The 21915-nt window shown below is 70.7% G+C and carries 17 protein-coding genes; 5 read left to right on the top strand and 12 right to left on the bottom strand.

Annotated features, from left to right (window positions below):
• Positions 1-12 precede the first annotated feature (12 nt).
• Positions 13-363, top strand: coding sequence for a metallopeptidase family protein (locus tag ACRYCC_RS38235; RefSeq protein WP_433818961.1), 351 nt, complete (start codon positions 13-15; stop codon positions 361-363).
• 88 nt (positions 364-451) lie between these two features.
• The gene (locus ACRYCC_RS38230) at positions 452-1771 is read left to right on the top strand and encodes an MFS transporter (protein ID WP_433818960.1); all 1320 of its coding nucleotides are present in this window, start codon (positions 452-454) and stop codon (positions 1769-1771) included.
• On the opposite strand, the gene ACRYCC_RS38225 is transcribed toward ACRYCC_RS38230, so the two are convergent.
• Positions 1731-2000, bottom strand: coding sequence for a PspC domain-containing protein (locus ACRYCC_RS38225; protein ID WP_433818959.1), 270 nt, complete (start codon positions 1998-2000; stop codon positions 1731-1733). The two genes, ACRYCC_RS38230 and ACRYCC_RS38225, sit on opposite strands and share 41 nt — an antisense overlap.
• Before the next feature lie 213 nt (positions 2001-2213).
• On the opposite strand from ACRYCC_RS38225, the gene ACRYCC_RS38220 reads away from it, so the two are divergent.
• Both ACRYCC_RS38220 and ACRYCC_RS38215 read left to right on the top strand, forming a co-directional pair.
• A complete protein-coding gene (locus ACRYCC_RS38220) occupies positions 2214-3365 on the top strand; it encodes an acyl-CoA dehydrogenase family protein (protein ID WP_433818958.1) in 1152 nt (383 codons plus the stop codon).
• Positions 3366-3436: 71 nt separating this feature from the next.
• The gene (locus ACRYCC_RS38215) at positions 3437-4486 is read left to right on the top strand and encodes an NAD(P)H-dependent flavin oxidoreductase (RefSeq protein WP_433818957.1); all 1050 of its coding nucleotides are present in this window, start codon (positions 3437-3439) and stop codon (positions 4484-4486) included.
• A 56-nt stretch (positions 4487-4542) separates the two neighbouring features.
• Here ACRYCC_RS38215 and ACRYCC_RS38210 read toward each other — a convergent pair whose 3' ends face one another.
• From ACRYCC_RS38210 to ACRYCC_RS38190, 5 genes are all read right to left on the bottom strand, one after another.
• Complete coding sequence (locus ACRYCC_RS38210) at positions 4543-5091, bottom strand: HdeD family acid-resistance protein (protein ID WP_433818956.1); 549 nt, start codon at positions 5089-5091, stop codon at positions 4543-4545.
• 126 nt (positions 5092-5217) lie between these two features.
• Entirely contained in the window at positions 5218-10308 is a 5091-nt protein-coding gene (locus ACRYCC_RS38205) for a DNA repair ATPase (protein WP_433819149.1), read from the bottom strand.
• 324 nt (positions 10309-10632) lie between these two features.
• Entirely contained in the window at positions 10633-12708 is a 2076-nt protein-coding gene (locus tag ACRYCC_RS38200) for a flotillin family protein (RefSeq protein WP_433818955.1), read from the bottom strand.
• Positions 12709-12740: 32 nt separating this feature from the next.
• Positions 12741-13427: a hypothetical protein gene (locus tag ACRYCC_RS38195; protein WP_433818954.1), complete on the bottom strand. Its 687-nt coding sequence runs from the start codon at positions 13425-13427 to the stop codon at positions 12741-12743.
• 298 nt (positions 13428-13725) lie between these two features.
• Positions 13726-14169: an SRPBCC family protein gene (locus ACRYCC_RS38190; protein WP_433818953.1), complete on the bottom strand. Its 444-nt coding sequence runs from the start codon at positions 14167-14169 to the stop codon at positions 13726-13728.
• A gap of 162 nt (positions 14170-14331) precedes the next feature.
• Here ACRYCC_RS38190 and ACRYCC_RS38185 point away from each other — a divergent pair, with 162 nt between their 5' ends.
• Complete coding sequence (locus ACRYCC_RS38185; protein ID WP_433818952.1) at positions 14332-14688, top strand: VOC family protein; 357 nt, start codon at positions 14332-14334, stop codon at positions 14686-14688.
• A 33-nt stretch (positions 14689-14721) separates the two neighbouring features.
• On the opposite strand, the gene ACRYCC_RS38180 is transcribed toward ACRYCC_RS38185, so the two are convergent.
• The 6 genes from ACRYCC_RS38180 to ACRYCC_RS38155 form a co-directional block, all read right to left on the bottom strand.
• Positions 14722-16206 (bottom strand): HNH endonuclease signature motif containing protein, encoded by a 1485-nt coding sequence (locus ACRYCC_RS38180; RefSeq protein WP_433818951.1) that lies wholly within the window; start codon positions 16204-16206, stop codon positions 14722-14724.
• Positions 16207-16282: 76 nt separating this feature from the next.
• Positions 16283-17923, bottom strand: coding sequence for an ABC-F family ATP-binding cassette domain-containing protein (locus ACRYCC_RS38175; protein WP_433818950.1), 1641 nt, complete (start codon positions 17921-17923; stop codon positions 16283-16285).
• Positions 17924-17982: 59 nt separating this feature from the next.
• Positions 17983-19389, bottom strand: coding sequence for an NAD(P)(+) transhydrogenase (Re/Si-specific) subunit beta (locus ACRYCC_RS38170; protein WP_433818949.1), 1407 nt, complete (start codon positions 19387-19389; stop codon positions 17983-17985).
• Positions 19390-19394: 5 nt separating this feature from the next.
• Complete coding sequence (locus ACRYCC_RS38165; RefSeq protein ID WP_433818948.1) at positions 19395-19742, bottom strand: NAD(P) transhydrogenase subunit alpha part 2; 348 nt, start codon at positions 19740-19742, stop codon at positions 19395-19397.
• Entirely contained in the window at positions 19739-20926 is a 1188-nt protein-coding gene (locus tag ACRYCC_RS38160) for an NAD(P) transhydrogenase subunit alpha (protein WP_433818947.1), read from the bottom strand. Before ACRYCC_RS38160 ends, ACRYCC_RS38165 begins: the two co-directional genes overlap by 4 nt.
• Positions 20927-20971: 45 nt before the next feature.
• Complete coding sequence (locus tag ACRYCC_RS38155) at positions 20972-21658, bottom strand: CBS domain-containing protein (protein WP_433818946.1); 687 nt, start codon at positions 21656-21658, stop codon at positions 20972-20974.
• Between the last annotated feature and the right edge of the window lie 257 nt (positions 21659-21915).

Raw genomic sequence — 21915 nt, 5'->3', positions numbered from 1 at the left:
CGGTAAGTAAGAATGTCTACCGTGATCGACGTGGATCGGCAGGAGTTCGAGGACCTTGTCGCCGAGGCCCTCGACACGATTCCGCCCGAGCTCGCCTCCCATATGAACAACGTGGTCGTGGTGGTCGAGGACGAGTCTCCCGAACCCGGCTTGCTCGGGCTCTACCGCGGGGTGCCGCTCACCGAGCGCGGCGACTGGTACGCGGGGGTACTGCCCGATCAGATCACCATCTACCGCAACGAGATCCTGAAGGTCTGCGAGACGTTGGACGACGTCGTGGCGGAGGTGCGCGTCACCGTCGTGCATGAGGTCGGGCACCACTTCGGGATCGACGACGATCGGCTACATGAGCTGGGTTGGTAACTCCAGAAGGTCACGTTACTGCCACTGAGCGTGATTTCATTGAGGGGAGACCGCCCGATGCCGGGCGGACGTGCCGAGTGGAGCATGCGTGATCAGTGGAAGGCATCGGCGGCCCCCCGAGGAACAGGCGACCTATCGCGAGGTCTTCGCCGTCCGTGAGTTCCGTTCCCTCTGGCTGGCGCAGGCGCTCTCCTACATCGGTGACCAGCTGGCCCAGGTGGCTCTCGCGGTCCTGGTCTACCACCGTACGGGCTCGGCGCTGCTGACCGCGATCACGTATGCGCTGACCTACCTGCCGCCCATCCTCGGCGGACCGGTGCTGTCGGGGCTGGCCGACCTGCTGCCGCGCCGCCGGGTCATGATCGTGTGCGACCTGCTGCGTGCGGTGCTGGTCGCGCTCATGGCGCTGAAGGCCATGCCGTTCTGGGCGCTGTGCGGGCTGGTGTTCCTCACGGTGCTGCTGGGCGCGCCGTTCACCGCCGCCCGTGCGGCGCTGATGCCGGACATACTCCACGGTGACAAGTACGTTGCCGGTTCGGCCATCAACAACATCACCCACCAGGCCACCCAGATGCTGGGCTTCCTGGTGGGGGGAGCGCTGGTGGGCGCCGTCGGCACCTACGAGGCGCTGGGCATCGACGCGGTCACCTTCGCGCTGTCGGCGGTGATCCTCATGCTCGGGCTGCGTCGGCGGCCGGCGCCCGCGGAGTCCGGCGGGGAGATGATGTCGCTGTGGCGCAACACCCGTGACGGAGCCCGGCTGGTCTTCGGGGATCCGCTGCTGCGGTCACTGGTGTGCTTCGCCTGGCTGTGCACGTTCTACGTGCTGCCCGAGGGGATCGCCGCGCCGTACGCCGCCACCTTCGACAACGACCCGGTGACGGTCGGGTTACTGATGTCGGCGATGCCCACCGGGATGGTGATCGGGGCTTTTCTGTTCAGCCGGTTCGTCCGGCCCTCGAACCGCATCCGGGCGATGGGCTGGATGTCGATGCTGGCCTGTGCCCCGCTGATCGGGGCGGCGCTGCACCCCCCGCTGTGGGGGGTGGTGGCGCTGTGGGCGATCTCGGGAGCCGGCAGTGCCTACCAGCTCGCGGCCAATGCGGCCTTCGTGGCGGCCGTGCCCCCGTCCGGCCGGGGGCAGGCGTTCGGTCTCGCCCAGTCCGGCATCCTGGCCGGTCAGGGACTGGGCATCCTCGTGGGGGGAGCGGCCGCGCAGGTTCTGGGCCCGGAGCCGGTCGTCGCACTGGCGGGGGTGACCGGGCTGTCGGTGGCGGCCATGCTCTCCATGACCTGGACCCAGGTGCGCGGCGGTCTCATCGTCTCGATGTACGAACCGACTTCGAAACAGGAGACGGAGGCAGAGGTCAGGGGGTCTTCTGCGGGGTCTTCTGCTGCTGCTTGTTGATCAGCTCCTGGACGATCGAGGTGTCCTTGCCCTCTTCCGGGACGAGCAGCCAGCCCAGGGCGTAGACCAGGATGCCGGAACCGCCGAGGAGGGTGAAGACGGCCAGCGCCAGGCGCACGATGTTGGGATCGATGCCGAGGTACTCCCCGGTGCCGGAGCAGACCCCGGCGACCATGCGGCCTTCGTGGGTGCGGACGAGTTGCTTGCTGGGGCCAGATGTGGTGTTCATGCCTTTGATCCTGCCCTGGCCGGGTCCGCTCCACCATCGGGATTCCCCCTGAGCCGCCCCTGAGAACCGCCCCTGAGACCCGGCCGCGACCACCCTGAGCGGCTCCGAGCCGGGCCGTACGGCGTGGAAGCGGCCGGGGGCAGGCGCCTGAATCGCGGCACGGTACGAAGTCGTACCCTGTCACCGAACCGCCCCGGCGCGAAGGGAACCCGCATGGACGTGCTGCGTATCGACGACCGGCTCACCGACGAGGAGCGGATGATCCGCGACACGGTGCGCGCCTTCGTGACCGACAAGGTGGATCCGCACGTCGCGGACTGGTTCGAGACCGGCGCCTTCCCGGCCCGCGAGATCGGCCTGGAGCTGGGCCGGCTGGGCCTGCTCGGCATGCACCTGGAGGGGTACGGCTGCGCCGGGATGGGCCCGGTGGCGTACGGGGTCGCCTGCCGCGAGCTGGAGGCCGCCGACTCCGGGCTGCGCAGTTTCGTCTCCGTACAGGGCTCGCTCGCGATGACGGCGCTCTACAAGTACGGCTCGGAGGAGCAGAAGCAGGAGTGGCTGCCCCGGATGGCCACGGGCGAGGCCCTCGGCTGCTTCGGGCTGACCGAGCCCGACCACGGCTCCGACCCCGGCTCGATGCGCACCCACGCCAAGCGCGACGGCGGCGACTGGGTGCTCAACGGCGCCAAGATGTGGATCACCAACGGCTCGGTCGCCGACGTGGCGATCGTGTGGGCCCGCACCGACGATCGCATCCGGGGCTTCGTGGTGCCCACCGACACCCCCGGCTTCTCCGCGCCGGAGATCCACAAGAAGCTGTCGCTGCGCGCCTCGGTGACCTCGGAGCTGATCCTGGAGGACGTGCGGGTGCCCGGCTCCGCGCTGCTGCCGGAGGCGGAGGGGCTGCGCGGGCCGCTCGGCTGCCTGGCCGAGGCGCGGTACGGGATCGTCTGGGGCGCGATCGGGGCCGGCCGGTCCTGCTACGAGGCGGCGGTGTCGTACGCGAAGACGCGTGAGCAGTTCGGCAAGCCGCTCGGCGCCTTCCAGCTCACCCAGGAGAAGCTCGCCTGGATGGAGGTCGCGCTCGGCCAGGCCGGGCTGGTGGCCCTGCACATCGGGCGGATCAAGGAGAGCGGGAAGGTGACGCCGCAGCAGGTCTCCTTCGGCAAGCTCGCCAACGTACGGGCGGCCCTGGACGTGGCGCGGCAGGCCCGTACGATCCTCGGCGCCAACGGGATCACCCTGGAGTACCCGGTGATCCGGCACATGAACAACCTGGAGAGCGTGCTGACCTATGAGGGAACCCAGGAGGTCCATCTCCTGACGCTCGGACAGGAGATCACCGGCGTCTCCGCCTACCGGTAGACGACCGATCCGGGGCGCCGTACGGCCTGCGATCGCCGTTCCGGCTGGTGCGGCGGGCTATCGTGAGTCGCATGACCGATCTACGCGACCTGTTCGGGGTACCGATCATTCAAGCCCCGATGGCGGGCGGCGCGTCCCGGCCGGTGCTGGCCGCGGCGGTGTCGGCGGCGGGCGGGCTCGGCTTCCTGGCCGCCGGTTACAAGCGGGCCGAGCAGGTACGCGCCGAGATCACGCAGACGCGGGCGCTGACCGACCGGCCCTTCGGGGTCAACCTCTTCGTGCCGGCCGGCGCCACCGCCGCCGCACCGGCCGTGGATCTGGCGGCGGTGGGCGCCTACCAGGACCGGCTGGCCCCCGAGGCCGCCCGGCTGGGCGTGCCCCTGGGGACGCCGACCGGGGACGACGACGACTGGGACGCCAAGCTGGCCGACCTTCTCGCGGATCCGCCGGCCGTGGTGAGCTTCGTCTTCGGCTGCCCGTCCAAAGAGGTGATCGAGGCCTTCCAGGCCAAGGGCGTCTTCGTCATCGTCACCGTCACGTCGGCGGCCGAGGCCGTCCAGTCGGCGGCGGCCGACGCCCTGTGCGTGCAGGGCATCGAGGCGGGCGCGCACAGGGGCACCTTCACCAACGACCCCGAGACGGTCGATGAGGGCACCGACCTGCTCAAGCTCCTCGCCGAGGTGCGCCAGGTCAGTGACCTTCCGCTGATCGCGGCCGGCGGGCTGGTGCGGGGCGCCGACCTCGCCGGGGCCCTGGCGGGCGGCGCCACCGCCGCTCAGCTGGGCACGGCCTTCCTGCGCTCGCCGGAGAGCGGCGCCAGCCCGGCGCACAAGGCCGCGCTGGCCGACCCTCGTTTCACGGCCACCGCGCTGACCCGGGCGTTCACCGGCCGGCCCGCCCGGGGGCTGGTGAACCGTTTCCTGGCCGAGTACTCACCGCTCGCCCCCGCGGCCTACCCGCACATTCACCACCTGACGTCGCCGTTGCGGCGGGCCGCCGCTCAGCGCGAGGACCCCGACACCATGGCCCTGTGGGCGGGGCAGGGCTTCCGGCACGTCACGGCCGATCCCGCCGCCGTCACCGTCGCACGGCTGGCCGGGGAACTGGCCGCCGCCCGCTGAGGCCGCCCGCTCGCTGATGCTCCCGTCCGCCTGCTGAGGCCGCCCGCGGGTCGTGCCTAGACGGGCTGGGCGACCTGGCCGAGCTTGCGGAGGCGGATCGCGGCGGCGATCAGCGTCGCGCCGAAGAGGATGGAGAACAGACCGATCAGCCAGACGATGGCGAGGGCCCCGGTGGCGGGCCAGACCAGGACCAGCACACCGAAGATCACCGAGACGGCGCCGCTCACGATGTAGAGCCACTCGCCCTCGATCTCCTTGCGCATCCGGATCGCCGCGACGATCTCGAACGCGCCGGTCACGATGGCCCACCAGGCGATCAGCAACAGCAGGACCAGCCCGGTGATGTGCGGCCAGAACAGGGTCACCAGACCGAGCAGGACACCGGCCACGCCCACGACCGCCAGCCAGACGCGGGACCGGCCGCCCTCGCTCTTGAAGGCCGCGCCGAGGGCCAGGACGCCGTCGACGAACGCGTACGCCCCGAAGAGGATCACCAGCACCAGCAGGGTGATCCCGGGCCAGATCCAGGCCAGCAGACCGAAGATGATCGCGCACACGCCGCGTACGGCGAGCATCCACCAGTGGCGGCTCAGCTGTTCCAACATATGTCTGTCCTTGCCCCATCCGTCCCGGGGCAAGACCAAGCCACCGCACCGGCTCCGTAAAGCGGCTATATCGCCCGAGGCGGCGCCGCATGCACGGAAGACCGCTGTTCCGGGGGTGGAGGACGGTCATCTGTCGGACGCCAGCCGGCCGGCGGCACGGGTGATGGCGGTCTCGACCGACCCGACCCGGTCGGCGAGCAGCCCGACGGCACCGACCGCCCGGCTCACCGGGTCGTCCTGCGCACCGCCGAGGGCCTGCGCCCGGACGAAACCGGCCTTCACCTCGGCCCACCGCCCGGCCTGGCCGGGAGTCAGCGTGCCCCGCAGCTCGGCCAGCTTGAGCAGGTTGGCCTCGGCGCCGGAGGTGAGGGTCTGCGCCTCGCCCAGATAGTGATCGTCGATCATGGCTTCGAGCTCGGCGTCGTTCATCACCGGGACGATCCGTTCGGCCAGCTTGTTCATGTTGCGGTAGGAGCCCTGCAGCTGGAAGGGCGGCTCGGTCCGGGACGCCTCCGCCTGTGCCGCGGAGGCGATGTAGGCGCGGTTGGTGGCGAGGACGATCTGCTGGACCCGCAGCAGCTTGCGCAGCACGGCCAAGATCTGGTCGAGCTCGACGGCCGAGTAGGGGTGCGCGAGCTGGTCGGGCCGCACGGTCTGGTCGCCCCCGGCCAGCCGGACCAGCAGCTCGATGTCGCCGCGCTCCCGGGTCGACAGCGGGGCCAGGACGGGATTGGAGGTCAGCGCGTTCTCGACGTAGCTCAGCGAGAACAGCTCCTCCTTGCCGGACAGCACGTCGCCGAGGTTCCACACGTCGGCGCGGTTGGCGAGCATGTCCGGGATGCGGAAGCGATGACCCGACTCGGTGTAGGGGTTGCCTGCCATGCAGACGGCGAACCGCTTGCCGCGCAGGTCGTAGGTCCGGGTGCGGCCCTCCCACACGCCCTCCATCCGGCGCTGGGCGTCGCACAGCGAGATGAACTTCTGCAGCAGCTCGGGTGAGGTGTGCTGGATGTCGTCGAGGTAGAGCAGGACGTTGTTGCCCATCTCCAGCGCGAACGAGATCTTCTCGATCTCCTGGCGGGCCGTGGCGTTCGGTGCCTCCGCGGGGTCCAGCGAGGTGACGCCGTGGCCGAGCGCCGGTCCGTTGACCTTCACCAGCACCAGGCCCAGGCGGCTGGCGACGTACTCCATCAGAGTGGTCTTGCCGTAGCCGGGCGGGGAGATGAGCAGCAGCAGGCCCATCTGGTCGGTGCGCTTGGCGGTGCCGGCGGCACCGAGCTGCTTGGCCAGGTTGTCGCCGATCAGTGGCAGGTACACCTCGTCGAGGAGCCGGTTCCGCACGAACGCGCTCATGACCTTCGGCCGGAACTCCTCGAGGCCGAGGCGCCGCCGCTCGCGGTCGACGAGCTCGGTGCGCTGCCGCTGGTAGGCCCGGAAGGCGGGCACCCGCTCGGTCCGGAACCGCCGGGTCCGGGCCAGCAACTCGTCGATCCGCAGCTCCAGGCGGCGCTGGACGATACGCGGATGGACGCCGAGGAGCCCGTCGGCGGTGGCGGTGAGGGTGGCCGGCGACTCGTACCGGGGCAGGCCGCCCCCGCACAGCTCGATCGCCACCGCCTCGGGCAGGTCCGCGGACGACGGCCGTACGCTCCCGTCCCCGGGGCCGCTCGCGGCGAGGTAGGAGCCGAGGTAGGAGCCGAGCCAGGCCTCGACCAGCTGGTGCCGGGCGGCCAGATCGTCGCCGAGCGCCCGCAGGTCGTCGTCGAACCGCCGGCGGGACTCGGCCTGCGGGCCGCCCAGCGCGCGGTCGAACCCCTGGAGCAGGGCCCTGGCTCCGGCACTGGTCACGAACCCGGGCCGGTCGCCGGCCAGCTCCTCGAACAGGTACTCCCCGGCGAGCCCCGCCTGACCCGCGAGCCCCGCCTGACCCGCGAGCTCACCGGGCCGCAGGCCGGAGTCGCGGAGGAAGGCGGTGACGTCGGAGCCGAGCTCGGCGCACAGGGCGTCGACCGTGCTGGAACGGCCGAACGCGGAGCGGGCCCGGGCCAGCGAACCGGCCCGCGTGGTCCAGGAGGCCCGGGCCGCCTCGTCGGTCCCGTACATCCAGAACAGCTGAGCCGCGGCGCGCGCGTCAGGGGGGTAGCGCAGCAGCCCCGCGCCGGTGTGCAGGCGCAGCAGCACGGCGAGGATCACGGCCGCGTCATGGTCGTGTACGCCGCGCTCGTATCCCTCGTCGTACCGGGCCTCGGCGGCGCGGCGGACGATGCCCTGCAGGCCGCCGTCCTCGGCCGCGGCCGCGCGCAGCGCGTCCAGCGAGGGGGCGGCCTCACCGGTGCCGGTGCGGGCGTCTGCTTGCGTCTCGGCTTGGGTTTCGGCCTGTGTCTCGGCTTCGGCGAGGATCGAGGCGGCGAGGTGCTCGGCGCGGTAGACCTCGGCGGACTCGGAGATGAGCAGCTGGTCCCAGTACGGCCGGGTGGCCTCGAACGCCTCGTCGAGGACCGGCGCGCGGTAGTCGGTGCCGGTGAGCGCGAAGGCCATCCGGCCGTCGTGCGGGACCAGCGTGAGGTCGACGGGCTGGGTGTTGACCGCGAAACGGTGCCTGCCCAGCCGGATCGTCCCGCCGCCGTCGTCGTAGAGATCGACCTGGTCGCGCAGCGTCCGGCCGGCCTCCTGGCGGGCGGTCTTGACCTTCCCTTCGAGCTCCTCGGCCCGGACCACGTCGCCCAGCGAGCGCAGCTGGTCGGCGACGGCGCGCAGCTTGACCACCATCGGGTCGGCGGCGAAGTAGGTGTTGACCTCGTCGAGCGAGCGCAGGCCGGCGACCCGGCGCTGCAGGCCCGCCAGGATCCGGGTCGCGGAGGCGGCCAGCCGGTCGGCCTTGCGCGCCCGCTCATCCAGCAGGGCCTGCTTGCGCGCCGAGAACGCGTCGTAGATGCTCTCCCGCTTGGCCGTGAGCTCGGCCAGCCGGTCGCCGCCGGGGCCGGCCCCGGCCTGCGGGTCCTCGGCGTCGAAGAAGCGGGTCTCGAGGTTCTCCAGTTGCAGCATGAGCCGGGCCAGCTGCTCGTCGCAGTGGTCGGGGGTGTCGGCCAGCGCCAGCGCGCCGGTGACGGACTGCCCGAGCAGGGCGAACTCGGCCGCGAACTGGGCCTGGCCCTCCCGCGCGAGCAGTTCGCGCCGCCTGACGTCCAGGATGGCGCGGGCCCGGTTGACGCCGCCGAGCACCTCGCCGATCCGCTCCAGGATGCCGGTGCGCACGGTGGCGTCCGCGATCTCCACCGATCCGACGATCTCGGTGACCAGCTCCAGCCCGGACGCCTGCTCGGTGAGCCTGGTCACGATCGGGGTGGCGTCGGCGACGGTGCCGATGGCCTCCGCCTCGGCGACCAGCCGGTCGACCTCCGCACGGTAACCGGCGAAGGCGTCCTCGCCCCGCAGGAAGGCGATCGCGCGCTGGGCGGCGGCGTCCAGCTCCGTGCCCAGCTCGGTGGCGAGCGCGTCGATCCGGGCCTCGTCGGCGTACCGCAGCTCCCGCAGCGTCACCAGGCGGCCCTGGGCGCGGCGCAGCTCGGCCAGCTGGGTCACCCACGCGTCGGCGGTCGCCGGAGCCTCGGCCCGGGCCAGCCGGATCATCGAGGTGATCCGGGCGTCGGCCTCGTCCACGGCGGCCGCCGCCTGGGCGGTGAGCGACTGGACCTTCTCGAACTCGTCCAGCATCTGCTCGGCGGTGGACCGCACCGCCGACAGCGGCGTACGGAGGTCGTCGAGGTCTCGCTCGCCCAGCCAGTGGTAGTGGTCGAACACCCGCGACGCGCTCGAGATGAGGGACTCGCAGTACCTGCCCTGATGCGCGGTGCTCAGGGTGCCCATCTCGTCGACCATCCGGGTCACCGACAGGGCGTCGGAGATGCCGCGCACCAGGTCGGCGTTGCCGATCCGCTCCAGCGGTCCGGTGCCGGTCGGCTGGGCGGCGGCGTGGGCACCGGAGACGTACGGGGTCTGCCACACCTGCATGGGGTGCACCCGGGTGGGCTCCCCGGCGTCGGCGCGGAAGGCCACCATCGTGCCGTCGTCGAACAGCGAGTAGCCGTGGCAGGTGATCGGGTTGGTGATCTCCTTGCGGATCAGGTTGTAGGGCAGCAGCAGGTACCGCCCGGCCTCCCGGGCATGGAAGACGTAGAGCACGTCCTCGCCGTTGACGGAACGGATGACCTGCTCGTACTCGAGCCTGTCCACGTCGGCGTCGAAGGTCTTCACCGTGCCGGTGGCCAGGTAGTAGCCGCCGGGGAAGATGATCCCGTGGTCCTCCGGCAGGCGCTGGCAGGCCTGCCCGATGCCGTCCAGCCGGACGACGCTCTTGGTCCGCGTGTTGAACACCAGGTGGCGGCGCTCGGTCTCCTTGTACGGCAGGATCCGCAGCAGGATGAGCGAGCCGACCCGGGCGTACTGCACCTCGGCGTCCGCGAGGCTCTGCAGCGGCTCGGCCACGGGCTCGGCGTAGATGCCCTCACCGGTCTCGGTGTTGTTCTCCACCTTGATGGTGAGGTCGCCGCCGATCGTCTCGACGAACAGCTCGTCCTCGATCGAGATGTGCGGGTGCCGGCCCAGGACGTGGTCGTCCCGGGTGGTCTCGGTCCACACGAAGTCGTGCGACGGCGGGAAGACATGGTCCTCCTCACCCCGCGCGTCCTGGTACGTCACCGAACCGTCGGTGGCGATGGCCCAGCGCAGCACCTTGGCGTCCTCGGCCAGCAGGCCGGTCTGGAAGACGGCCAGCAACTTGCCGTCGGTCCGCCGTAGCTGCAGGAGCCGGGTGTCCTGGTAGTAGCGGTAGAGCTCGGCGAAGTCCCGCTGGAACTGGGCGTCGCGCAGCAGCCCCGGCAGCTCCCCGTCGACGGCGTCCTCGAACCGGAAGGCGTCCGCCTCCCTGCTGAACCGGTGCAGGGAGAACACGTCGTCCACGGTGGTCTCGGGCTTGAGCCCGATGAAGACGTTGTAGCCGAACAGCATCAACCCGCCGACCGACACCACGTCGCGGGGGACGCAGTTGTGCTCGGTGCGGATCCGCTCGGTGCCGATCAGGCGCAGCTCGGCGCTGCCGAAGACCTCCAGGCGCCGGGCGTTCAGCGTCCCGGCCCGGCGGGCCAGCTCGGCGGCCTGCTCCGCCAGCCGTGCCCGCAGCACCTCGTAGGTGCCCGCGTCCAGCCCGGCGCCGGCCACCCCGCCCGTCTCGCTCTCCGCCGCCCCGCTCCCTGCCGTCTCGCTTCCTGCTGCCCGGCTCTCTGCCGCCCCGTTCCCGCCGGTCACGGTGCCGCCCGCCGCGGTCTCGCCCTTGCGTGCCGCGGTGCCGCCCGCCCCGCTCCCGGTCGCGCCATCGCGTGCCGCGGTGTCCCCCGTACCGGCTCCGGCTCCGGTCTTCGCGGTGTCCGTCACGTGCGCTCCTCGTCCAGCCCCACCCCTCCGTGATCATGCAATCGTTCGACGATTGATTGCGTGATCACGGAGGGTGGACGGGGGTGGTGGGGGTGGGGGGTCAATGCTCGGTCACTTCTCGATGACGGCGAGGGACGAGACGGCCGAGTCGGCGACGCCCAGGCGCTCGGCCGTGTCCAGCAGCTCCTGCATCTTGCCCGCCTCGGAGCCGCCCGCCTTGATCCGCTGCAGCAGCAGCGCGGACAGGGTCAGGTTCTTGACGTCGTCGGTGTTCACCGCGCCGAGCAGATGCGACAGGTCGTCGGGGAAGCTCCGCGACCCGTTCAGCCACGGCCCGGCCAGCGTCTGCCCGACCTCGGAGTGCTCCATGAACCCGTCGACGCTCTTGCCCATCCCGATGGCGCCGACGACGCGGTCGAAGAACATGGTGTCGCCGCCGACGATGTCGATGTCGGCCTTCTCCAGTCCGGAGGCCAGCACGTTCGCCTGGGCCTCGGCGACCTTGCGCTGCGTGTCGAGGCCGGCCATCCGGATGTCCTTCTCGGCCTCCAGCCGCAGCCGGTACTCCTCGTGCAGCCGGGTCGCGTCGCCCATCGCGGCCATGGCCTCGGCCTTCGCGGTGAGGCCCTCGGCCTCGCCCTTCAGCTTCTCGCGCAGCGCGTCGGCGCCCGCGAGCGCCATCTCCCGGCTGACGATGGCCTCGGCGCGGCCGACCTTCTCCGTGGCCTCGGCGGAGGCCAGCCCCTTCTCCCGGTTCACGACGGCCTCGGCCCGGCCGAGCTTCTCGACGGCGTCGGCGTTGCGCTCGCGTACCTGCACGTCGGCCAGCCCGGCGGCGGCCGCCTCGGCCTGCACGCCCTCGGCCAGCCGCAGCTTGGCCTGGGTGTCGAGCTCGGCGGTCTGCTGACGCGCCTCCGCCAGCAGCAGCGACTCGCGGGCCTTGAACTTGGCCGCCTCCTCGGCCGCCTCGGCTGCCTTGATGTCCTTGACCAGGTGCTCCTGTGCCTCGGCCTCGGCCTGGATCACGATGGACTGGCGCATCCGCTCGGCCTCTTCGACCGTCCGCAGGCGCTTGATGCTCTCCTCCTGCTCGGCGACCGTCTTCTCCACCGCGATGCGCTCGCGGATCACCTCGGCGATCGACCGCTTCTCGCCCTCGACCTCCTTGTCCTTGGAGATGCTCGCCAGCTGGGTCTCCCGCTCGCGGGCGATCACCTCGAGCATGCGGTCCTTCTCGATCCGCTCGGTCTCGACGGCGATGACGCGTTCCTTGTTCTTCTCCGCGACGGCGATCTCACGGTTGCGGTTCTCGGTCTGGATGCCGAGCTGCTCATCGGTCTTGATGTGCGCGGTCTGCGACTTGAGCCGCTCCTCCGCCTGGACCCGGGCGATCTCCGCCTCCTCGCGGGCCCGTACGGTCTCGATCTCGCGCTTCTTCTTGTTCTCGGCGTCGGCCTGCCGGCGTTCCAGTTCGAGGATGGCCTCCCGCGCGTCGACGTTCTGGCGGGTGATCTCCTTCTCCTCGGTCCGCTGGAACTCGTTGGTGCGGACGTGCTCGATCGCCGTCAGCTCAGTGATCTTGCGGATGCCCTGCGCGTCGAGGATGTTGGACGGGTCCAGGCTCGACAGCGGGGTCTGCTCGAGGAAGTCGATGGCGGCGTCCTCGAGGTGGTAACCGTTGAGGTCGGTGCCGATGATCTGGATGATCCGGTCACGGAACTCGTGCCGGTGGGTGTAGAGGTCGACGAAGTCGAGCTGCTTGCCCACGGTCTTGAGGGCCTCGGCGAACTTGGCGGCGAACAGCACCTGCAGCGTGTCCTCGTGGCTGGCCCGGTCGGTGCCGATGGCCTGCGCCACCTGGATCACGTCCTCGACGGTCTTGTTGACCCGGACGAAGAACGTGATGCGGATGTCGGCGCGAATGTTGTCCTGGCAGATCAGACCCTCTTTGCCGGTCCGGTGGATCTCGATGGTCTTCACCGAGATGTCCATCACCTCGGCCTTGTGCAGCACCGGCAGCACGATCGCCCCGGTGAAGGTGACGTCCACCTTCTTGATCTTGGAGACGATCAGGACCTTGCCCTGCTCGACCTTGCGGAAGAGCCGGGTGAGGGTGAAGAACGTGCCCAGAACGATGAGCAGCACGACGGCGAGGAGTACACCGATCCCGGTGGTGATGGCATCCATCAAAGGTCTCTCTGTCTGTGGGCAAACATTGATCAGGGGGTCGGACGGCGGTCGGGGTCGAGTTCGGCGTCGTACGGCGTCACCCAGAAGAATCGGCCGTCGGCGTCATATTCAAAGATCAGAGCCGTACTGCCTGATTTGAGAGGAGAACCGGCGATCTGGTTCCCGTCCTTCTCGGCGGAGGGGGCCATCTGCCGGACCTGGATCACGGCCGTCGAGCCATCCGCCGCCCGGACCTCGGCCTGGCCGAAGTTCAGGTCGACCCGCCCGGTCCGGATCACGCACATGCGGCCGATGAAGTCGTTGCGGGAGGGCTGCTTCTCGTCCGGCATCATGTAGCGCAGCGGCCGTACCAGCTGACGGGTGGCCAGCCAGGCGACGATCGTGGCCACCACGAGCACCGCGACGGACAGCCCGGTGCGTACGTCCGCGGCCGATCCGAAGTGTTCGAGCAGCGCGTTGCCCAGGAGCCGCCGGTCGATGAGCACGCCGCCGACCAGGCTCAGGAACCACGCCAGGGCGATCAGCGGTGAGAACGCGACGATGAACGGAACACCGCCCAGCCCCAGCCCCGCCAGCAGCCCGGTGCCGGGGTCTCCGTCGGCGTCGAGATCGGTGCCCCCGAGCAGGACGAGCAGCCAGTACCCGATGACCACGATGAGGAGGAAACTGAAGATCACGGCCGGAAAGCCGAGTGCGGTATGGAGGAACTCGTGCATCGCCCCGTACAGCCCTCCCCGTATCGGCCCGGGTCTCCCCGTGAGGCCGAAATTGGATACTACTCTCCTATATCTCCCTTAGAACAAGGGGATCGGATCCTGGTTCCGTCCTAGCAGCGAAAGCCGAACGGCGTCGGTTCCACGGGGTGGCGCACCGTTGCTCATGGTGTGACTTCCGCCGGCAGCGGGGACGGCCGGCGCCTTTCAACGCCGTTGTTCGGCGGCAGGTCGTCCGTTCACCACTGGGTTCATCGCCGGGTCCCGGGTCGGGCGGTACGACACCGGTACGTGCCTTCGATCAGGGGCGGGATTTGCAGCGTCGTTTGAGGCCTTCGGCCTCCAGGGTGACGTACCGGCGAGCGAGCCGGCCGGCGAGCAGCCCGGCGAGCGGTGCGAGCACGCCGGTCTGGTCGAGGACGAGCCGTACGGTGGAGTGACCGTCCGCACGCGCGATGATCTGGTGGTCGCCGGTGGTCGTCAGACCCGGTGCCGTCGCCGCCCAGGCGAACGACCGGCCCGGCTCGTACTCGGTGACGGTGTAGACGGCCGGCGGGAGCCTGGGCTGCCGCACGCGCACTGTGCTGCCGACGCCGAACGGCCCGTCCTCCAGGCGGCGCACCAGGGTCATCGACGGTGTCCAGTCCGGCCAGTGCTCCACGTTGGCCAGCACCGCCCACACCGCGTCCGGCGCCGCGTCGATGCCCACCTCGATCTCGTACCGCACGGACACCTCCGGAGCCACCGCCGATCTTCCTCACCGTCCTATCAGCCCCGCTCCGGCGGCACCACCCTTCGACCGTCCGCGCGCGGACGGAAGAGCTGTCGTAGCCTGCAGATCAGTATTCGCGAGTCAGCCCTTCTGAGGGTCGAACCTGACATTTCGTCGGCGAACGATAGAGGGAATATGATCAACGGCACGCATGTGATCATTTACAGTCGGGATGCGGATGCCGACCGGCAGTTCATCCGCGACGTGCTCGGCTTCGCCGGCGTCGACGCCGGCGGAGGCTGGCTGATCTTCAAGCTGCCGCCCGCCGAGGTGGGAGTGCACCCCACCGACGGGGAGGGGAAGCACGAGTTCTACCTGATGTGCGACGACCTCGAGTCCACGCTGGCAACGCTGACCGCGAAGGGAGTCGAGGTCTCCCAGCCGATCAGCGACGCGGGCTGGGGTGTGCTGGCGTCGATCAGGCTGCCGAGCGGGTCCGAACTCTCTCTCTACCAGCCACGTCACCCGGTGGCATACGACCTCGATGACTGAAACGCCCGCGGTGGGTACCGTGAACGCCGGTGATCACGGACCACGGGCGCGGTCGCGTCCTGCCCAGCGGGGACGGGGTCTGCGGATGGAGTAGCGCCACCGGCCGGTCCTGTCACGAGTCACCGTCACCCACTCGGAATGGGCGTATTTCAGCCGGTTATGGAAGGCGCATGCCGGGGCTAAAAGGTCGATATCGGTTGTTCCGCCATCGACCCAGTTGAGTACGTGATCGAGCTGGCAGAACCGCACCGGGATGTCGCACTCATCACTGGCACAGGTCTCGTACAGCGCCTCCAGTGCCATTCGCTGGCCGGAGGTCACGAGCCGCACCCGGCGCCCGAGGTAGAGCGGAATTCCGTCCGGTCCGAGGATCAATGTCGAGATGCCAGCGTTGAGAGCGATGATCCGGGCCTGCTCAGGTCGTATCGGCGTGCCGTCCGCCAGCCGTGCCGACACTCGCGCGTCCTCCAGCGGCCATCTCGGACAAGGCACGGCACCGGCCGACCGGGAGAGCGGTGGCTCCCCGCCGTTACCGGCGCACGCGTCAGCACCGGCGGCCCACCGCGGCAAACCGGCTGCCTCTCCGCCACCGGTGCCCGAGCTCAGGTCGAAGACGGGGGCGATGGCCTCAGCGCCGTCCGGGGCCGCAGTTCGAGGGGCGACCGGGCCGGCACCACAGTGGGCGCCCGGAGCCCCAGCAGAGCCGTGGCCGGAGCGGGAGCTCTGACCACGGCCCCCGGTGAGCTTGATGACAAGGGTGGCGTTCCAGTTGGAACCGCCGCCGGAGAGCATCATGCGCAGCGCGTCCGCCATCCGCTGGGCGTGATCGCGGTCGTCCTCGGGACCCGAGGGCTTCGCCAGCGGGCCGAGCCGGTCGTTGACGAGTGCGAGCAACTCGGGGTCGAACCAGCCCTTGACCGCTCCGGCGCCGCTCAGCGACTTCGACAGCCGCCACCAGGAGCGATCGCCGCGCCGGGCGTCTTCGCCGGGGTCCTCCGTGCCGTCCCGTTCAGCGATCACGTCCTTGATCCGTGCGCCGAGCTTGGCGACCTTGGTGGCCGAGAACCCCTCGGCGACCATGCCGAGTAACAACTCCTCGGCCTTCGCACAGTCGGAATCGGACAGGTGGGCGACCGCGTCGGCGATCGTCGCCGCATGGCCGAAGGACAGCTTCTCTGCGGCGAGCATCTCGGTGACCCGGGGCAGCCGGGGTAACTGCCGGGCCAGCGTCAGCCGCTCGTCGGCGCGGCCGTTGCGCATTCCGAGCGCGACCTTGAGCCAGCCACGGGTCCCGGCGTAACGCTGCGCCGCCGGTGCTGCCGCCGCGTCGGCCACCGCCACCATGCCGGCCATCGCGGCCTCACCCAGATCCAGCCCCGCCGCCAGCCGCTCGGCCAGCTCCATCGCGGTGATCGGGCAGTCCGGAGCGGGACGCTCTGCCAGCCGGCCCAGGGCGGCATGGACCAGCTCCACCAGCTCTCCGGTGGAAGCCACCTCCAGCTCCGCGAGCGTCCGCATGCCCCGAACCTATGCGGCCCCACCGACATTTATCGAACGTATGATCGATTCGAGAATCCACTCCGGCAGATGCCGGTCAGCCGAGCTCTTGGACCCGTCCGTCGGCGACCTGGAGGCGGCGGGTGACACTGACGGCGTCGAGCATGCGGCGGTCGTGGGTGACCAGCAGCAGGGTGCCCGGGAAGGACTCCAGGGCGGATTCCAGCTGCTCGATCGCCGGCAGGTCGAGGTGGTTGGTCGGCTCGTCCAGCACCAGCAGGTTCACCCCGCGGGCCTGCAGCAGGGCCAGGGCGGCGCGGGTCCGCTCGCCGGGGGACAGGGTCGCGGCGGGCCGCATCACGTGGGCGGCGCGCAGGCCGAACTTCGCCAGCAGGGTACGGATGTCGGCCGGGGTCAGCTCGGGCACCACGGCGCCGAAGGCGTCCAGCAGTGCCTCGTCGCCCAGGAACAGCCCCCGGGCCTGGTCGACCTCGCCGACCACCACGCCCGCGCCCAGCGACGCGTGCCCCTCGTCGGGGACGACCCGGCCCAGCAGGGCGGCGAGCAGCGTCGACTTGCCGGCTCCGTTGGCCCCGGTGATCGCCACGCGTTCGGCCCAGCCGATCTCCAGATCGACCGGGCCCAGGGTGAAGGCGCCGAGCCGTACGACCGCGGAGCGCAGGGTGGCCACCACCGCACCGGCGCGCGGTGCGGCGGCGATCTCCATCCGCAGCTCCCACTCCTTGCGGGGCTCCTCGACCACGTCGAGACGCTCGATCATCCGGTCGGTCTGACGGGCTTTCGCGGCCTGCTTCTCCGTCGCCTCGGCCCGGAACTTACGGCCGATCTTGTCGTTGTCGGGGGCCTTGCGGCGGGCGTTCTTGACGCCCTTCTCCATCCAGGCCCGCTGGGTGCGCCCACGGGCCTCCAGCGAGGAGCGGGTGTCGGCGTACTCCTCGTACTCCTCCCGGGCGTGCCGGCGGGCGACCTCGCGCTCGGCCAGATAGCCCGCGTAACCACCGCCGTAGGTGTTCACCTGCTGCTGCGCCAGGTCCAGTTCGACCACCCGGGTGACGGTCCGGGTCAGGAACTCGCGGTCGTGGCTGACCAGCACCGTCCCGGCCCGCAGCCCCTGTACGAAGCGCTCCAGCCGCGAAAGGCCGTCCAGGTCGAGGTCGTTGGTGGGCTCGTCGAGCAGGAAGACGTCATAGCGGCTGAGCAGCAGCGACGCCATTCCGGCCCGGGCCGCCTGGCCACCGGACAGCGACGTCATCGGCTGGTCGAGGCCGATCGCCAGGCCCAGTTCGGCGGCCACCTCACCGGCCCGGTCCTCCAGGTCGGCTCCGCCCAGGGCCAGCCAGCGTTCCAGCGCGGCCGAGTACTCGTCGTCGGCGCCGTCACGCCCCTCGACCAGCCCCTCGGTGGCGGTGTCCAGGTCGCGCTGGGCCTGCGCCACCCCCGTACGCCGGGCGAGGAAGCCGGCCACGGTCTCACCCGTACGGCGCTCGGGTTCCTGCGGCAGGTAGCCGACGGCCGCCGACGAGGGACTGAGCTGTACGGAGCCGTCCTCGGGGGCGATCAGCCCGCCGAGGGTCCGCAGCAGCGTCGACTTCCCGGCGCCGTTGGCCCCGACCAGGCCGATGACGTCACCGGGGGAGACGACCAGGTCGAGCCCGGAGAACAGGGCGCGATCGCCGTGCCCGGCGGCGAGACTCTTCACGACAACAGTGGCACTCATAGGAGGTCAACGCTATCCGGCCGCTTCAGGTGATCTCGCGGCGATGCCGGGCCCGGCCGTCAGCCGACGAAGGTGCGGACCGCGGCGATCACCTCGGTGAGGCCCTGCTTCGCGTCGGTGAAGAACATGCCCGTCCTCGGGCCCGTGAAGAGCTCGTTGCCGATGTCGGCGTAGCCGTGGCCCATGGAACGTTTGATGACGATGACGCTCCTGGCCTTATCGACGTCGAGGATGGGCATTCCGGAGATCGGGTTCCCGGGGCGGCGGGCGGCCGGATTCGTGACGTCGTTGGCGCCGATGACCAGGGCCACGTCGGCCTGGGGGAACTGCGGGTTGATGTCCTCCAGTTCCCTCAGCCGGGGGTAGGGGACATTGGCCTCCGCGAGCAGGACGTTCATGTGCCCGGGCATCCGGCCGGCGACGGGGTGGATGGCGTGGCAGACATCGACGCCACGGTCTTCCAGCAGGTGCGCGAGTTCGGCGAGCTCGTGCTGGGCCTGGGCGGCGGCGAGTCCGTAGCCCGGCACGATGATCACTCTCCCGGCGTAGGCGAGCTGGATCGCCACATCGTCGGCGGTGACCGTGCGGACCGGGGCGGCGGTGGCGTCGGCCACCGGCCCGCCGTCGCCGGTGCCGAACCCGCCGACGATGATGCTGATGATCGACCGGTTCATGGCGTCCGCCATGAGTTTGGTGAGGATGGCGCCGGACGCGCCCACCAGGGCGCCACCGATGATGAGGACGAGTTCGCCGAGGACGAAGCCGGCCATCGCGACCGCGGTGCCGGTGAAGGCATTGAGCAGTGAGATCACCACCGGCATGTCCGCGCCACCGATCGGCAGCACCATGGTGACGCCGAAGGCCAGCGCGGCGAACGAGAGGACGAGGAGCGGGGCGGAGCTCGCCGGGTCGGCCACCAGCCAGATGACGCCGGTCCCGAACATCGCAGGCAGCGCGAGGTTGACCACCCGCGCGCCCCGGAACACGATCGGCCTGCCGGGCAGCAATCCCTGGAGCTTGCCGGCGGCGACGAGCGAGCCTGCGAAGGTGACGGCACCGATCAGGATGTCCAGTGCCGCGGGCACGGTGGTCCGCACAGGCGGCCCGCCGGGCCCGGCCCGCAGCACGTCGTCGATCGCGAGCAGTGCCGCGGCGCCCCCGCCCACGGCGTTGAACAGGCTCACCAGCTGCGGCATCGCCGTCATCTGGACCGACCGAGCCAGGTACAGGCCGGCGGCGGATCCGATACCGGCCGCGACGATCAGCACGATCCAGCCGGTGGTGCCGATGGCGCCGTCCTCGACCAGCAGGGCGGCGGTGCCGCCCACCGCCACCGTCATGGCGGTGGCCGAGAGCAGGTTCCCCCGGCGGGCGGTCGCCGGTCGGTTCATCAGGTGCAGGCCGAGCACGAAGCAGGCGGCGGCGCCGAGGAGGAGGTAGCGGACGAGGGTCTCGGTGGTGCCCATGACGTTCAGCGCTCCGATCGGTCGGCCGCACCGTGCCCGGCCGGCTGGGAGCCGGTGCGGGACGGCTCGGTGCGGTGGGGGCGGAACATGCGCAGCATGCGGTCGGTCACCACGTATCCGCCGACGACGTTCATCGCACCGAAGGCGACCGCGACGAAGGCCAGCACGTAGCCGACCGTGTCGTGGGCCGCGGCGGTGATGAGCATCGCCCCGATGACGACGATTCCGTGGATCGCGTTGGCGCCGGACATCAGTGGCGTGTGCAGGGTGGCCGGAACCTTGCTGATGACCTCGAAACCGAGGAGCAGGCTGAGCACGAACACGGTGATGGCGGTGAGCAGGTCGATGCTCATGTCGGACCTCCGGTGCGGGGTTCGCCGTCGAGCAGCCGGGCGACGGCGGGGTTGACGACGGCACCGCCGTGGGTGATGACCACTCCGGCCTGGATCTCGTCGGCCGGATCGATCACTGGGGCGCCGTCGTGCATCAGGTACGTCAGCAGTGCGCTGACGTTACGGGCGTACGCGGTGGAGGCCGCGGTGGGCATGGTCGCGGGCAGATTGCCGGCACCGATCACGGTGACCCCGTTCTCCAGCACTGTGGTGGTGTCGGGTTCGGATCCTTCGACGTTGCCGCCCAGCGCGCCCGCCGCCGTGTCGAGGACGACGGATCCGGGTCGCATGCCCTTCAGTGCTTCCGCGGTGACCAGTACCGGCGGGCGCCTGCCGGGGACCCGGGCGGTGGTGATCACCACGTCGAAGTCGGCGACGCGCTCGTCGAGCGCCTGTTGCTGAGCCCGGCGTTCGGTGCCGGTCAGTTCCCTGGCGTACCCGTTCGTGCCGGAAGCAGTTCCTGGTGCGGCGAGGTCGAGGAACCGGGCACCGAGCGAGTGGACCTCCTCCCTGGTCTCGGGGCGGACGTCGTAGGCCGTGACGACGGCGCCCAGACGGTGGGCGGTGCCGATCGCCTGGAGCCCGGCCACGCCGGTGCCGAGGATGAGCACCGCCGCGGGCCGCATCGTCCCCGCGGCCGTCGTCAGCATCGGGAAATAGCCGCCGTACGCGCCGGCCGCGAGCAGGACGGCCTTGTAGCCGGCGATGTTCGCCTGGGAGCTCAGCACGTCCATGGTCTGGGCCCGGCTGAGCGTTCGCGGCACCATGTCCAGGCTGACCGCGGTGACGCCCTGGCGGGCCAGCCGGCGGACGAGGTCAGGGCGCGAAAGGGGCTCGAGCGTTCCGACCAGCAGTTGCCCGGCGCGCAGCGGGGCAGGGTCGGGCGGCCCCACGCAGACGATGATGTCGGCTCGCTCGTAGAGCTCACCGGCCGGCACGATCGTCGCGCCTGCCTTCACGTACGAGTCGTCGTCGAACCAGGCCGCCTTGCCGGCGCCGGACTCGACGAGGACCGCCGGCTCCGTGCCGTCGCCGCCCGCCGGTCCCGGCATCGATCGCAGTCGTACGATGGAGTCGGGGACCAGGGCCACCCGGCGCTCACCGGGTGCCCGCTCCCTGACGACCCCCACCGTGCTGGTTCTCATGTCATGTCCTCGTCTTCCGGTTGTCCGGCGGCACCGTCACCGGGTTCAGGTGCGCAGTGGCGGCCGGGCGGATCCGGCGTCCTCCGGGGAGGTGAGCCGCCCGATCACGTCGACGACGCCGTCGGTCGCGGCGGTCATCCGGATGGCCAGCGGGATCAGGCTGTCCACCTCGAGCTCGCCGGTCAGCGTCACGACGCCCTTGTCGACCGTCACCGTCAGGCCATCGGCCTCGGGGTCGATCCACAGCAGGCGCTTGAAGACCTCTTCGACGATCTCCTTGCGGATCTCTTTGTCCGGGCGTATGAACACCCGAAGCAGGTCGCGGCGGCTGACGATGCCGACCAGACGCATCTGCTCGTCCACCACCGGCAGGCGCTTCACCCGGTGCCGGTCCAGCATCCGTGCCGCCTCCACGACCGTCGTCCCCGGCCGGACGGTGATCGCGGGAGCGGACATGATCTCGCCCGCCGTCGATCCCTGGGCCTTGGCCCGCGATAGGCGGTCATGGCGGCTCTCCAGCAGCCGCCGCCGGTCGTCGTCCTGCTTGTGCTCCTCCTTGGCCAGCAGGTCGGCCTCGGAGACCACGCCGATCACCCGATGCTCGTCGCCGATCACCGGGAGCGCGCTGATACCGCGCTTGGCCATCATGGTGACGATGTCCTTGAAGTCGGCGTCCTCGTAGGCGCTCACCACCGCCGTCGTCATCACGTCTCGTACGGTTCGTCGTCTCATCGCGTCAGCCCTTCCTTCTCTGCGCGGCGGTGCTCGCCTGGTTCGGCCGGCCAGGTACCCGACGGTCGAGGTGGCTCCGGTGTGCTCCTGGCCGGCCTGTCTGCAACGTTCGCCCATTCGGCCGGCCCGGCGTAGGTGCGGAGGTCCCATCCGCCGGTGACATCGGTCCCGGTGGTCGCGGCAGGCCGGTCCCTCGGGCGCCTGGCCGAAGGACGTCCCCGCCACCCGGGACGTTCGCCCCTGCTGCCGGCACGTGG

This window comes from Actinomadura scrupuli (assembly GCF_050971785.1).
Lineage (GTDB): Bacteria > Actinomycetota > Actinomycetes > Streptosporangiales > Streptosporangiaceae > Actinomadura_E > Actinomadura_E scrupuli.
Note: the sequence above shows the minus strand (reverse complement) of the source record. Positions and strands in the feature narration are given on the sequence as shown.